Annotated in this window: 9 protein-coding genes; 4 read left to right on the top strand and 5 right to left on the bottom strand. The window is 63.2% G+C overall.

The genetic code is table 11. The annotated features are described in order from the left end of the window. Positions 1-35 precede the first annotated feature (35 nt). From metK to B5E60_RS07670, 5 genes are all read right to left on the bottom strand, one after another. On the bottom strand, positions 36-1340 hold the full coding sequence (gene metK, locus B5E60_RS07690) for a methionine adenosyltransferase (RefSeq protein ID WP_087310931.1): 1305 nt from the start codon (positions 1338-1340) through the stop codon (positions 36-38). Between the two features lie 395 nt (positions 1341-1735). Beyond that, positions 1736-3769, bottom strand: coding sequence for a transketolase family protein (locus tag B5E60_RS07685; RefSeq protein WP_087310930.1), 2034 nt, complete (start codon positions 3767-3769; stop codon positions 1736-1738). Between the two features lie 45 nt (positions 3770-3814). Beyond that, a complete protein-coding gene (clpX, locus tag B5E60_RS07680) occupies positions 3815-5104 on the bottom strand; it encodes an ATP-dependent Clp protease ATP-binding subunit ClpX (protein ID WP_087310929.1) in 1290 nt (429 codons plus the stop codon). Positions 5105-5109: 5 nt separating this feature from the next. Continuing rightward, on the bottom strand, positions 5110-5778 hold the full coding sequence (clpP, locus tag B5E60_RS07675) for an ATP-dependent Clp endopeptidase proteolytic subunit ClpP (RefSeq protein ID WP_087310928.1): 669 nt from the start codon (positions 5776-5778) through the stop codon (positions 5110-5112). A 378-nt stretch (positions 5779-6156) separates the two neighbouring features. Continuing rightward, complete coding sequence (locus B5E60_RS07670; protein WP_087310927.1) at positions 6157-7482, bottom strand: trigger factor; 1326 nt, start codon at positions 7480-7482, stop codon at positions 6157-6159. A 162-nt stretch (positions 7483-7644) separates the two neighbouring features. Here B5E60_RS07670 and B5E60_RS07665 point away from each other — a divergent pair, with 162 nt between their 5' ends. The 4 genes from B5E60_RS07665 (at position 7645) to B5E60_RS07650 (ending at position 14340) form a co-directional block, all read left to right on the top strand. Continuing rightward, a complete protein-coding gene (locus B5E60_RS07665; protein ID WP_087310926.1) occupies positions 7645-8463 on the top strand; it encodes a glutaminyl-peptide cyclotransferase in 819 nt (272 codons plus the stop codon). Further along, positions 8460-12092, top strand: coding sequence for a methionine synthase (metH, locus tag B5E60_RS07660; RefSeq protein ID WP_087310925.1), 3633 nt, complete (start codon positions 8460-8462; stop codon positions 12090-12092). Before B5E60_RS07665 ends, metH begins: the two co-directional genes overlap by 4 nt. Before the next feature lie 7 nt (positions 12093-12099). Then, positions 12100-13056: a methylenetetrahydrofolate reductase gene (locus tag B5E60_RS07655; RefSeq protein WP_087310924.1), complete on the top strand. Its 957-nt coding sequence runs from the start codon at positions 12100-12102 to the stop codon at positions 13054-13056. 171 nt (positions 13057-13227) lie between these two features. Next, a complete protein-coding gene (locus B5E60_RS07650; protein WP_087311019.1) occupies positions 13228-14340 on the top strand; it encodes a M20 family metallopeptidase in 1113 nt (370 codons plus the stop codon). Positions 14341-14347: the final 7 nt, after the last annotated feature.

Raw genomic sequence — 14347 nt, 5'->3', positions numbered from 1 at the left:
CCGCGGAATGTCCCGATTGTCGCAAATTTCGTGCATCAGAGCCCGAACTCCTTGCGGATGGCCTCCACGGCGTCGAGCTTCTCCCAGCCGAAGAACTCGATTTCGCGCTCCACTTCGCGGCCCTTCTCCCAGACTTTCACCACCTTCTTGTAGGGGCGGTTGCCGAAGTGTCCGTACGAAGCCGTCGCCTCGAAGATCGGGTTCTTCAAACCGAAACGCTTCACGATGGCGGCCGGACGCAGGTCGAAGAGGCGGCCGATGCGACGGGCAATCTCGCCGTCGGTCATCCCCTCGAGGGCCTTCGGGCGCGGCGAGTGGCAGGTGTCGACGTAGATCGACAGCGGCTCGGCGATGCCAATGGCGTAGCTCAGCTCGACGAGTACCTCATCGGCCACACCTGCCGCCACGAGATTCTTGGCGATGTGGCGGGCGGCATAGGCGGCCGAACGGTCGACCTTCGAGGAGTCCTTGCCCGAGAAGGCGCCTCCGCCGTGGGCACCGCGGCCTCCGTAGGTATCGACGATGATCTTGCGGCCCGTCAGACCCGTATCCCCGTGAGGGCCGCCGATGACGAACTTGCCCGTCGGGTTGACGTGCAGGATATAGTCGTCGCCGATCAGGTCGGCCAGTTTGTCTTCGGCACGCTCCAGACGCGCCTTCACACGCGGAATGAGGATCGTGCGCACATCCTCGCGGATGCGCTCCTGCATCTGCCGCTCGGCCTCCTTCTCGCTCAGGCCGTTGCCCGGGCGGATGAATTCGTCGTGCTGCGTCGAGACCACGATCGTGTGGACGCGCAGCGGCTTGTTCGTCCGCTCGTCGTACTCGATCGTCACCTGCGACTTCGAATCGGGGCGCAGATAGGTCATCACCTTGCCTTCGCGGCGGATAACGGCCAGCTCCTTCAGGATGACGTGCGAAAGGATCAGCGTCGCCGGCATCATCTCGCGCGTCTCGTTGCAGGCGTAGCCGAACATGATGCCCTGATCGCCGGCCCCCTGCTCGTACTCCTCGTCGCGCTCGACACCCTGGTTGATGTCGGACGACTGTTCGTGGATGGCCGACAGCACGCCGCACGAGTTGCAGTCGAACTGATATTCGCTCTTCGTATAGCCGATGCGTTCGATCACGCGCCGGGCCACGCCCTGCACGTCGACATAGGCCTCCGAGCGCACTTCACCCGCAACGACCACAAGGCCCGTGGTGCAGAGCGTTTCGCAGGCGACCTTCGAATTGGGATCGTGACGAAGAAATTCGTCGAGAATGGCGTCGGAAATCTGATCCGAGACCTTATCGGGGTGTCCTTCCGAAACGGACTCCGATGTAAACAAAAAACCCATTTTGAACCGTTTTTTTTAAGGTTAAACGTCTAAAATGGGAAAAATTGGCTGTTGGAAAAATAAAAAACGTGCTGTTTTAGCGATTTTTTATTGTGGTTTGCAATCAGTCAAATCTTTCCACATTCCCCGCTTGACAGACGGGATCGCAAAGATAAGGGCTTTTCGTGGATTGGCAATGGATTTTCGGGAATTTTTTCAAAAAACCGCAGAATCGGGCATCTCACCTATATATAAAAAAAGAGGGACCATCTTCAGGATGGCTCCTCTCCTCTTGTGTATCTTGTTTCGGGTGGGGAGGGGTTGCTGCGATCCTCCGGTTTCAGCACCCCGGCTGTAGCTCCCAATTGCGGCGCTCCTCCAACTGGCACCTTTTTTCCGCCCCCCCCGGCCCCGGGCTAACGGCCCAGCATCTTCTTCACCTCGGCGGCTACGGTCTTGCCGTTGTAGCCGAACTTCTCGTCGAGCACCTTGTAGGGGGCCGAATATCCGAAGTGGTCCAGACCGTGGATCATGCCCTTCTCGCCGACGAGTCCCAGCAGGTTCACCGGCAGGCCCGAGGTCATGCCGTAGCGCGGCAGTCCGGCAGGCAGCACCGTCTCCTGGTACGACCGGGGCTGGTCGCGGAAGAGCCCCTCGCTCGGAGCGCTAACCACCCGAACGGCGATGCCCTCCTCAGCCAGCAGTTCGGCACCCTCGACCAGCGTCGAGACCTCCGAACCCGAGGCGATCAGCACGGCGGCCGGTTTGGCGGCATCCATCACCACGTAGGCACCCTTGGAGATCTGGGCGGCCTCTTCGCGGCGGCTGGCACCCAGCGTCGGCAGGTTCTTGATGTTCTGACGCGAGAGGACCAGCGCTACCGGGCGGTGCTCCTCGACGGCCAGTTTCCAGGCCATGACCGTCTCCTCGGCATCCGCCGGGCGCAACACGACCATCGAACGTTTCCCTTCGTGGTTCCGCAGATGTTCCATCAGACGGATCTGGGCCTCCTGCTCGACGGGCTGGTGGGTCGGACCGTCCTCACCCACACGGAACGAGTCGTGCGACCAGACGTAGATCACGTGCAGACGCATCAGCGCCGCCATGCGCACGGCCGGCTTCATGTAGTCCGAGAAGACGAAGAAGGTGCCGCATACGGGGATCACGCCGCCGTGCAGCGCCATGCCGTTCATCACGCAGGCCATCGTCAGCTCCGAGACGCCCGCCTGGAAGAACTTGCCCGTGAAGTCGCCCTTCGTGAAGGCCTTGGTCTTCTTCAGATAGCCGTCCGTCTTGTCCGAGTTCGAGAGATCGGCCGACGAGACGATCATGTTGTCGATCTTCTCGGCATAGACACCCAGCACCGACGACGAGGCGGCACGCGTCGCCACGTCGGGCTTCACCTCGATCAGCTTGTAGTCGATCTCGGGCAGATGTCCCGAGAGAAATTCGTCGAGTTTGCGGGCCAGCTCCCGGTGTTCGCTGCGCCACGACTTCTCGACGGCGGCCTGCTCGGCAGCCCAGGCCCGCAGCGCCTCGCGACGCTCGGCGAAGACCTCGCGGCTCTCCTCGAAGACGGCGAACGGGTTCTCCGGATCGCCGCCCAGATTCTTCACCGTGGCGGCGAAATCGGCTCCGGCCGCACTGAGCGGCTGGCCATGGGTCGAGACGCGGTTTTCGTAGCTCTCGCCCTCGGGCCCCCTGGCACCCTTGCCCATCGTCGTATGGCCGATGATGAGTGTCGGACGTTCGGTCTCGCTCTGGGCTGCCACCAGCGCCTCGCGGATCTGGTTGATGTTGTGGCCGTCGATCGAGAGGACGTTCCAGCCCCAGGCCTCGTACTTCATGGCCACATTCTCCGTGTCGACCTCGTCGACCTTCGTCGACAACTGGATGTTGTTCGCATCGTAGAACATCACCAGATTCGAGAGCCCGAGGTGGCCGGCAATACGGCCGACGCCCTGCGAGATCTCCTCCTCGACGGCGCCGTCCGAGATATAGGCATAGGTCCGGTGGGCCATCCACTCGCCGAAGCGCGCCGCCAGGAAGCGTTCGGCAATGGCGGCTCCGAGGGCCATGGCATGACCCTGTCCGAGCGGACCCGACGTATTCTCCACTCCGCGCAGGACGTCGACCTCGGGGTGCCCCGGCGTCACGCTGCCCCACTGCCGAAGCGACTGCAGATCCTCGGTCGAGTAGTGGCCCGCCAGCGAAAGCGTCGCATACAGCATCGGCGACATGTGGCCCGGATCAAGGAAGAAACGGTCCCGGAACGGATAGGCCATGTTGTCGGGATCATAGCGCAGAAATTCGGCATAGAGCACCGTGATGAAGTCGGCACCGCCCATGGCTCCGCCCGGATGTCCCGATTTCGCCTTTTCCACCATCGCCGCCGACAGAATACGGACGTTGTCGGCTACGCGCGTCAGTTTTGAATTCGTTGTAGACATTGTTGTTGCAGTTATTTAAGCGTTGGTTGTCGTAGTTATCGAGGATCACCCCACCTGCTTCAGCACCGGGAGATTGGCCTTCTCGACCTTCTCGCGGGCGTAGTCGAGCGTCACGGTGAACTCCCTGGCGCCGGTCGACGGCAGTTCGAACATCGTGTCCATCATGACCGCCTCGCAGATCGACCGCAGACCGCGGGCTCCGAGCTTGAACTCCACGGCCTTGTCGACGATGTAGTCGAGCGCCTCGTCGGTGAAGGTCAGTTTCACGCCGTCCATCTCAAACAACCGCACGTACTGCTTGATGATGGCATTGCGCGGTTCGGTGAGGATCGAACGCAGGGCGTCGCGTCCCAGCGGCTGCATGTAGGTCAGCACCGGCAGACGCCCCACCAGTTCGGGGATCAGTCCGAACGACTTCAGATCCTGCGGCGTGATGTACTGCATGAGGTTCGAGCGGTCGATCGGGTCGGCATTGATGCGGCCGTAGCCCATTGCCCGCGTGTTGAGCCGCTGGGCGATCTTCTTCTCGATGCCGTCGAACGCACCGCCGCAGATGAAGAGGATGTTGCGCGTGTCGACCTGGATGAACTTCTGTTCGGGGTGCTTGCGCCCGCCCTGGGGCGGAACGTTGACCACCGTACCCTCGAGGATCTTCAGCAGGGCCTGCTGCACACCCTCGCCCGAGACGTCGCGCGTGATCGAGGGGTTGTCCCCCTTGCGGGCGATCTTGTCGATCTCGTCGATGAAGACGATGCCGCGCTGGGCCTGCTCGACGTCGTAGTCGGCCACCTGCAGCAGCCGCGAGAGGATGCTCTCGACATCCTCACCCACGTAACCGGCCTCGGTGAGCACCGTGGCGTCGACGATCGTGAAGGGGACCTTCAGCAGTTTGGCGATCGTGCGGGCCATCAGGGTCTTTCCCGTTCCCGTCGGGCCCACCAGCACGATGTTCGACTTGTCGAGTTCGACGTCGTTCTCCTTCGGGGCGTAGAGCAGCCGCTTGTAGTGGTTGTAGACCGCCACCGAGAGGTAGCGCTTGGCGGCGTCCTGCCCGATGACGTACTGATCGAGGAACTCCTTGATCTGGGCGGGTTTGAGCAGCTCCTCCTTCTTCAGGGGAGCCGCCTTCGAACGACCCTTGCGCCCCTCTGCGGCGACCATGTCGTTGTCGAGCAGGATGCGGTAGCCGTTCTCGATGCACTTATTGCAGATGTTGGCGCCGTCCATGCCCTGGAACATGATCTCCACCTCGGAGCGTTTGGCGCCGCAGAACGAACAGCTGTCGCCGCCGTTCTTCGTATTGTCGGTTTTGTTGTTGTTGCGATTCTGTGCCATGGAGGTTACTTCTCACGTTTGGAGAGTACGGTATCGATCAGTCCGTACTCCTTGGCCTCGGGGGCCGAAAGCCAGTAGTCACGATCGGCGTCTTTCTCGATCTTGCGGATCGAGACGCCGGAATGGGCCGCGAGGATCTCGTAGAGCTCGCGTTTGGTCTTCATGATTTCGCGGGCCGTGATTTCGATGTCGGAGGCCTGGCCCTGAGCGCCTCCGAGGGGCTGGTGGATCATCACCCGGGCATGGGGCAGCGCGGCGCGCTTGCCGGCGGCACCGGCCGTCAGCAGCACGGCACCCATCGAGGCGGCCAGTCCCGTGCAGATGGTCCCCACGTCGCAGGACACGAGCTGCATCGTATCGTAGATACCCAGTCCGGCCGAGACCGAACCGCCGGGCGAATTGATGTAGATCTGGACATCCTTGTCGGGGTCAACCGACTCCAGGAACAGCAGCTGGGCCTGGATGATGTTGGCGGCATCGTCGTAAATCGGTGCTCCGAGGAAGATAATGCGGTCCATCATCAGACGCGAAAAGACGTCCATGGTGGCGACATTCAACTGGCGTTCCTCGATGATCGTCGGCGAGACATAGGCCGCACTGACCGATTGGAAGTCATGCAGTTTCAGCGAGCTGATCCCGCAATGCTTCCGGGCATATTTTTCAAATTCAGACATATTCTTCGATTCGTTATCCTTTCAACACACATTTGCGGAGAGGGGGATCTGCCTACGGGATCCGCGTTTGGGCGGGCCCGCGTCCGGCGTCAATCACCGAATCCGGCAACCGACCGACCGCAGCGTTTCCCTGCGTTCCCGCCGCCGTTCACAGCACCCGGCGAGTTCCTTCGCACCAACCGGTCCTCACAGCTTCCCGGTCCTTTCCAGCACCCGGCTAGCTCCTTCACACCAACCGGCACTCACAACGTCCGGCCCTTTCCAGCACCCGGCCGCCGTTCACAACGCCCGGCCCGACTCTCTCGGCCCCCCGCATAAAAAAGGACTTTGCAAACATCGCGCCTGCAAAGTCCAAAGATAATCAAAAATCCGCGAATCCTAAAGCTCCTTTGCCAATTTGGCGAAATCCTCTGCGGAAACGGCCTTTTCCGTCACCTTGATCTTCGACTTGATGTCGTCGACGACCTTCGTCTCGTAGAGCCTCTCGTAGATCTTCTGACCCTGATCCTTGTCGGCGAGGATCTTCTCGGCATATCCGGCCAGCATGTCATCCGGTGCCGACGGCATGCCGTACTGCGCGAACTGGGCGGCAGCCAGCGCCTTGGCCTCGGCCGTAGCCTCCTCCTTCGTCACGGTGAGGTTGTCGGCCTTGATGAAGTGCTTCTGCAGATAGTTCCAAGTGAACATCTTCAGGAATTGATCGAAGTCCTTCTCGATCTCCTCCATCGTGAACTTGCCCTCGTTGATCGTATAGAGCCAGCGCTTGAGGAACGGAACCGGCATCTTCAGATCGGCCTTCTTCAGGAGGTAGTCGCGCAGCTGCAACGTGAAGAGGTAGTCGCTCTCACGACGCAGTTCGCTCTCGATCTGAGCGTCGAGGTACTTGTCGAACTCGGCCTCCGAGGTGACGTTGCCCTGCGGGAAGGCCATCTTGAAGAACTCCTCGTTGAGTTCGGGCTCGGCGAAACGGCGGATCTTGGTGATCTCCATCTCGAACTCGGGATTGATGCCGTCGAGCTCATGCTCCTTGACCTGCAGGCAGGCGGCACGCTGGGCCGGAGTCTTGTAGAGTTCGTTGATGTTGACCTTCATCTTGTCGCCGACCTTCTTGCCGAGGAAGGGTTTGCGCTCCTCGTCGGTCATCGAGATCAGACCCACGTAGGCATCGGCCACGTTCATGTCGCCGTTGTCGAGCGTCACGGTCAGGGCCTCGTCCGAGGTCACCTCGTCGGCGTCGACCAGACGGCCGTAGCGGCGCAGGTAGTTCGAACGGTAGTCGTCGTGCATCTTCTTGTCGATCTTGATCGAGTGGTAGGTCAGCTTGTCCTTGTCCGAGAGCTCGAGGTTGATGGCCGGAGCCTCACCGATCTCGAAGACGAACTCGAATTCGGTGTTGTTCTCGAAATCGAAGGCACCCTGCTCCTCGGCGGGGATGACGTCGCCCAGGTAGTCGATGCCCTCCTTCTGGAGGTACTCGAAGACGGAGTTCGAGGCCTTGCGGTAGGACTGCTCGGCCACGACACCCTTGCCGTACATCTTGCGGATGATGCCCATCGGGACCATGCCGGGACGGAATCCCGGAATATTGGCCTTGCGACGATACTCGCGCAGCGCCTTTTCGACCTCCTGGCCGTAATCGTCCTGACCGACGGTCACGCGGATCAGCGAGTTATTCTCGCCGTGTTGTTCTCTTACGATCTTCATAATGAGTTTGTTATATCTGATTTCTTGCGTTTTTCCACTCGGAATCGGGAGGCAAAGATACGAAATTATTCCGATCCGCCCAACAGATAGCTCCATATTATAGGTGAAATTATGATTTGTGGTTTGCTTTTCGTACCTTTGTAGGCTTTATCTCCGCGAACGATGAAACTTGTGACGACTCTTCTGCTGGCGAGCGCCCTGCTCACGGCCTGCGGGAACTCCCCGGCCAGGACACGCTCGACGGCCCGAAAACATACGACGGCCTCCGTGCCCGCCGAACCGAAACACTACACCTACCGCGTCAAGGCCTCCCACCCTCACTCCACGAAGGCCTATACGCAGGGTCTGCTGTGGCACGACGGCGCGCTGTGGGAGGGGACGGGCCAGTACGGCGAATCGGTCGTGCAGACGCTCGATCCGGCCTCGGGCCGCAGCCGGGTGCTGGCCACGCTGCCGCGCTCGGAGTTCGGCGAGGGGATCGCCATTCTGGGCGACGAACTCTTCCAGCTCACCTGGCAGTCGAACACCGCCCACGTCTACCGCATCACCGAGGGCGGTCTCGAGAAGCTCCGCGACCACCGCTACGCCGGCGAGGGATGGGGAATCACCACCGACGGACGACAGCTCTACATGACCGACGGATCGGCCAACCTCTACACGGTCGACCCGGCGACGTTCCGCCGCAGCGGCCATGTGACCGTCACCCTGAAGGGCGAACCGGTCCCCTTCCTCAACGAACTGGAGTGGATCGACGGCCGCATCTGGGCCAACGTCTACATGACCGACCAGCTCGTCATCATCGACCCGGCAACGGGCCGCGTCGAAGGGGTGGTCGACCTCACGGGGCTGCTGCCCGACGGGGAGCGCACCCCCTCGACCGACGTGCTGAACGGCATAGCCTGGGACCCCGTCTCCAAACGCCTCTTCGTCACGGGCAAGAACTGGAGCAAACTCTTCGAAATAGAGATTATCGAACAATGATACCCGCAGAAACGAAAAACAAGACGCTGCAAGCGCTGCTCGAGCACCGCATCCTGCTGCTCGACGGCGGATTCGGCACCATGGTCCAGAGTTACGGACTCGACGAGGCGGCCTATCGCGGCGAGCGCTTCCGCACGTGGGAGGTGCAGCTCAAGGGTTGCAACGACCTGCTGGTGCTGACCCGCCCGGAGGTGGTACGCGAAATCCACGAAAAATATCTGGCGGCCGGTGCCGACATCATCGAAACCGATTCGTTCAACGCCAATGCCGTCTCGCTGGCCGACTACCGGCTCGAGGGGTTGGCCCGCGAGATCTCGCGCGCGGCCGCCGAGGTGGCGCGCGCGGCGGCCGACGCCTTCACGGCGCGCAACCCGCAGAAACCGCGCTTCGTCGCCGGGTCGATGGGCCCCACGAACCGCACGGCCTCGATGTCGGCCGACGTGGCCAACCCCGCAGCCCGCGAGGTGACCTTCCGCCAGCTGGTCGACGCCTACACAGACCAAGCCCGCGGACTGGTGGAGGGCGGAGTCGACGTGCTGCTCGTCGAGACCGTGTTCGACACGCTCAACGCCAAGGCGGCCCTCTACGCCATCGACCGTCTGTGTGAGGAGCTCGGGCGGCAGATCCCGGTGATGGTCTCCGGGACGCTCTCCGATGCCAGCGGCCGCACCCTCTCGGGACAGACCGTCGAGGCCTTCGCCGCGTCGCTCTCCCACGCGCGGCTGCTGTCGATCGGCCTGAACTGCGGCTTCGGGGCCCGGCAGCTGATGCCCTACCTCGAACGGTTGGCCAAGGTGGCCCAGACCCGCATCTCGGCTCACCCGAACGCCGGACTGCCCAACGTCATGGGCGGTTACGACGAGACCCCGGTGATGTTTGCCGAGGATCTGGGCGAGTACATGCGCCGCGGACTGGTCAACATCGTCGGCGGCTGCTGCGGAACCACTCCGGCCCACATCTTCGAACTCTCGAAAATCGTCGGCCAATATACCCCGCGTCCGCTGCCCGAGCCGCGCCACGAAACGGTGCTCGCCGGACTCGAACCGCTGCGGGTGGTCCCCGAGGCGAACTTCATCAACATCGGCGAGCGGACGAACGTCGCCGGCTCGGCCCGCTTTGCGCGGCTCATCCGCGAGAGCAACTACGAAGAGGCCCTCTCGGTGGCCCGGGCGCAGGTCGAGGCCGGAGCGCAGGTGGTCGACGTCTGCATGGACGACGGCATGATCGACGGCGTGGAGGCCATGCGCACGTTCCTCAACCTGATGGCCGCGGAGCCCGAAATCGCCCGCGTGCCGGTGATGATCGACTCGTCGAAGTGGGAGGTGCTCACCGCCGGGCTTGAGGTCGTGCAGGGCAAGTCGGTGGTCAACTCCATCTCGCTGAAGGAGGGCGAGGCGGAGTTCCTGCAGCGTGCGGCCGAAATCCACCGCTACGGAGCCGCCGCCGTGGTGATGCTCTTCGACGAGCGCGGGCAGGCCGACACCTGCGAACGCAAGATCGAGGTGGCGCAGCGCGCCTACCGCCTGCTGACCGACAACGGATTCCCGGCCGAGGATATCATCTTCGACCCCAACATACTGGCCGTGGCGACGGGTATTCCCGAACACGACGGCTACGCCAAGGCCTTCATCGACGCCACACGCTGGATCAAGGAACACCTGCCCTGGGCGAAGGTCTCGGGCGGGGTGTCGAACCTCTCGTTCGCCTTCCGCGGCAACAACGCCGTGCGCGAGGCGATGCACTCGGCCTTCCTCTACCATGCGATCCGCGCCGGGATGGACATGGGGATCGTCAACCCGCAGATGCTGCGCGTCTACAGCCAGATCGAGCCCGAACTGCTCGAACGGGTCGAGGACGTGCTGCTGTGCCGCCGGCCCGATGCCTCGGAACGCCTCACGGAGTATGCCCATCAGGTGCAGCAGACGGCGCAACAGGAGCCGCAGCAGGCCGATGCCTGGCGCAGCGGCACGCTCCGCGAACGCATCGACTACGCCATGCTCAAGGGCGTTGCCGACCACATCGAGGAGGATGCGCTGGAGGCCTACCGCGAACTGGGCAGCCCGATGGCGGTGATCGACCGGCTGCTGATGCCCGCCATGGAGCAGGTCGGCGAACTCTTCGGTGCGGGGAAGATGTTCCTGCCGCAGGTCGTGAAGACGGCCCGCGTGATGAAGCGCGCCGTGGCGGTGCTGACCCCCTACATCGAGCAGGGGGCCGCCACCACGACCCACTCGGCCGGCAAGGTGCTGGTGGCCACGGTGAAGGGCGACGTCCACGACATCGGCAAGAACATTGTCTCGGTGGTGATGGCCTGCAACGGCTACGAGATCCGCGATCTGGGCGTCATGGTCGAGGCCGAACGCATCGTCGACGAGGCGGTGGCGTGGGGGGCGCAGGTCATCGGGCTGAGCGGACTGATCACCCCGTCGCTCGACGAGATGGCCCGCATCTGCGAGGAGCTCGAACGGCGCGGATTGCGCATTCCGGTGATCATCGGCGGCGCCACGACGTCGGATCTCCATACGGCCGTGAAGATCGCCCCGGTCTACTCGGGGGCGGTCATCCACTCGGCCAACGCCAGCCAGAACACGCAGATCCTGGCCCGGCTGCTGGGCAACCGTTCCGAGGCCTATGCCGAAGAGGTGAAGCGGCAGCAGGCCGCGCTGCGCGAAGAGTATGCCCGCAAACTCCGCCAGCGCGATCTGATTCCGATCGTCGAGGTGCACAAGGCGCGCCGCGGGCTGCCGCCCCACGAACCCGTCAAGCCGCTCCACACGGGGCGTCTGGTCTTCCCCGACTTCGACATCTCGGATGCCGAGCCCTTCATCGACTGGAACTTCTTCTTCCCGGCCTGGGGGCTCAAGGGTCGCTACCCGGAGATCCTCGACCACCCCGAGAAGGGTCCCGAGGCTCGCAAGCTCTTCGACGATGCCCAGGCGCTGCTGAAGCGGATCCGCGAGGAGCATCTGCTGACGCTGCAGGGGGTTGTGGGGATCTTCCCGGCCCGCTCGGAGCGCGACGACATCCTCATCACGGACACCAAGGGGCGTGAAAAACGGCTCCCGATGCTGCGCAACCAGACGCGCGGCGAGGAGAACCAGTCGCTGGCCGACCGGATCGCCCCGCAGAACGACTGGATCGGCTGCTTTGCGCTGACGGCCGGCATCGGGCTCAAGGAGCTCGAGGAGCGCTTCCGCAAGGAGGCCGACGACTACTCGGCCATCCTGTCGAAGTTGCTGGCCGACCGGCTGACCGAGGCCTTCGGCGAGGCGGTGCACACCTTCGTACGGCGCCAGATGTGGGGCTACGAGACCGAGGGCGGCATCGACCCGCAGCAGATCATCCGCGGCCACTACCGCGGCTGCCGCGTGGCCTTCGGCTACCCCTCGGCGCCCGACCACTCGCTCAAGCGCGAGGTCTTCGACCTGCTGGCCGTCGAAACGACGACCGGCATGCGCCTGACGGAGAACTGGATGATCAATCCGGGTGAGGCGATCTGCGGACTGATGTTCGCTGACGGCGGGTACTTCTCCGTCGGGACGATCGACACCAAGCAGCTGCTCGACTATGCGCGCCGCCGCGGCATGGAGGTCGAGCAGATCAAGAAACTCATTCCCAACAATCTCTGACACAGCCATGAACGTAGTCGATATCATCCGCGAAGCCATCGCCACGAAGCGCACGCGCTTCGCCTTCGAACTCCTGCCGCCGCTCAAGGGCGACGGCAGCCAGAAGATCTTCGCCGCCATCGAGCCGCTGATGCCCTACCGCCCGGCCTACATCAACATCACGTTCCACCGCGAGGCAATCAAGGAGACCGTACGCGAGGACGGCAGCATCGAGTGGCACGTCGTGCGGCGGCGCCCCGGCACGGTCGGCATCTCGGCGGCCATCCAGCAGCGCTACGGCGTGGAGGTGGTTCCGCACCTGATCTGCGGCGGGCTGTCGAAATACGACATCGAGGACACGCTCATCGACATGGACTTCCTCGGACTGCACAACGTGCTGGCGCTGCGCGGCGACAAGTCGCAGAACGAACGCCGCTTCATGCCCCATCCGCAGGGCCATGCCCATGCCATCGACCTGGTGCGGCAGATCGACGACATGAACCACGGCCGCTTCATCGACGGCGAGGTCGAGGAGTGCCACCACTCGAAATTCTCGATCGGCGTGGCCGGCTACCCCGAGGTCCACTTCGAGGCGCGCGACATCACCTCGGACATCGCCCACCTGAAGGCCAAGATCGACGCCGGCGCCGAGTATGTCATCACGCAGCTCTTTTTCGACAACCGCAAGTACTTCGACTTCGTGCGCCGCTGCCGCGAGGCGGGAATCACCGTACCGATCATCCCCGGACTGAAACCGCTGTCGACGCCCCGCCATCTGGAGGTGCTGCCCGAGACGTTCCACGTCTCGATCCCCGAGGAGCTGGCCCGCGAGGTGAAGGCCCACCCCGAAAGCGCCCGCGAGATCGGCACCGAATGGGCCATCGCCCAGAGCCGCGAGCTGATGGCCGCCGGCGTCCCGGTGCTGCACTATTATACAATGAGTCGCACAACAAACATTCAGAAGATCGTTTCGGCACTCTTCTGATCAAAGAGAGAGGGGGGGGGAGGATGCGTCCGGGCCGGAAAACAGATCGGACCGCCCTCCCGCCCCGAAAGAAGAACAACGCGGAGTCACGCACCGGGCGGACGATTCGTCCGGGGAGCGGCCTCCGACAAGCTATTTTCTTTCAAAGGTTATATGGAAAGTAACAAGGAGATAACCCCCGTCGAATTCCGACGCCATCTGCACGCCCATCCCGAACTCTCGTTCCAGGAGCAGGAGACGGCCCGTTATATCGAAGAGCGGCTCGATGCGCTGGGGATCGCCCATCGCCGCGTGGCCGGGACCGGCGTCCTGGCCTCGATCCGCGGATCGAAAAGCGTGGCCGACGACCGCCGCGCCGTCGTGCTGCGGGCCGACATCGACGCCCTGCCGATCGACGAACAGAACGACTGTACGTGGCATTCGCAGCGCCGCGGCGTGATGCACGCCTGCGGCCACGACATGCATGCCGCCGTCCTCTACGGCGTGCTGCAGCGCATGGCCGCCCGGCCCGACTTCCGCGGTACGCTCTTCGGGCTCTTCCAGCCCGGCGAGGAGTGCAACCCGGGCGGCGCATCGCTCGTGCTGGCCGAAAAGCCCTTCGAGGGGTATGACATCCGCGCCGTGGTGGGCGAACACGTCGATGCGCAGCTCGAGGTCGGCAGCTTCGGATTCCGAGCCGGAAAGTACATGGCCTCGAGCGACGAACTGCGGCTGCGGATCCACGGCACGGGCGGCCACGGCGCCATGCGCCAGCTGCTGAAGGACCCCGTGGCCGCCGGAGCCGAACTGCTCACGCGGCTGGTAGCCCTCAACGGCGAGGAGTGCGTGCTGTCGATCGGCCGCTTCGAGGCCCTCGGCGCCACGAACATCGTCCCCGACGAGGTCTACATGGAGGGGACGCTGCGCACGTTCGACGAACGCCAGCGCAAGATCCTCCACCAGCGCATCGCCAACATCGCCGCCGAGATCGACGCGCGCCGCGGCGTGAAGACCCGCGTGGAGATCAGCCACGGCTACCCGTGCGTGGTCAACGACGAGATCCTCGTCAAACTGGCCGTGGCCATCGCCCGCCACGAAGGACGCCACATCGAGATGCTTCCGCTGCGGACCACGGCCGAGGATTTCGGCTTCTACTGCCGGGAGTATCCATCGCTCTTCTACCGCCTCGGGGTCGGCGCCGCGGCCGGACGCTCCCACACGGCGACGTTCCTTCCCGACGAGGGGGCTATCGAACCGGGCATCGCCTTCATGCACGAACTGGCCCTGCGGATTCTCGAAAAATAAAGACACA

The organism is Alistipes sp. An116, assembly GCF_002161005.1.
GTDB lineage: Bacteria > Bacteroidota > Bacteroidia > Bacteroidales > Rikenellaceae > Alistipes > Alistipes megaguti.
Note: the sequence above shows the minus strand (reverse complement) of the source record. Positions and strands in the feature narration are given on the sequence as shown.

Bases quoted from the DNA above. Each gene is read 5' to 3' on its own strand.
- clpX (WP_087310929.1), bottom strand. From the start codon at position 5,104: ATGGCACAGAATCGCAACAACAACAAAACCGACAATACGAAGAACGGC.
- B5E60_RS07670 (WP_087310927.1), bottom strand. From the start codon at position 7,482: ATGAAGATCGTAAGAGAACAACACGGCGAGAATAACTCGCTGATCCGC.
- metH (WP_087310925.1), top strand. From the start codon at position 8,460: ATGATACCCGCAGAAACGAAAAACAAGACGCTGCAAGCGCTGCTCGAG.
- metK (WP_087310931.1), bottom strand. From the start codon at position 1,340: ATGGGTTTTTTGTTTACATCGGAGTCCGTTTCGGAAGGACACCCCGAT.
- B5E60_RS07665 (WP_087310926.1), top strand. From the start codon at position 7,645: ATGAAACTTGTGACGACTCTTCTGCTGGCGAGCGCCCTGCTCACGGCC.
- clpP (WP_087310928.1), bottom strand. From the start codon at position 5,778: ATGTCTGAATTTGAAAAATATGCCCGGAAGCATTGCGGGATCAGCTCG.
- B5E60_RS07655 (WP_087310924.1), top strand. From the start codon at position 12,100: ATGAACGTAGTCGATATCATCCGCGAAGCCATCGCCACGAAGCGCACG.
- B5E60_RS07685 (WP_087310930.1), bottom strand. From the start codon at position 3,769: ATGTCTACAACGAATTCAAAACTGACGCGCGTAGCCGACAACGTCCGT.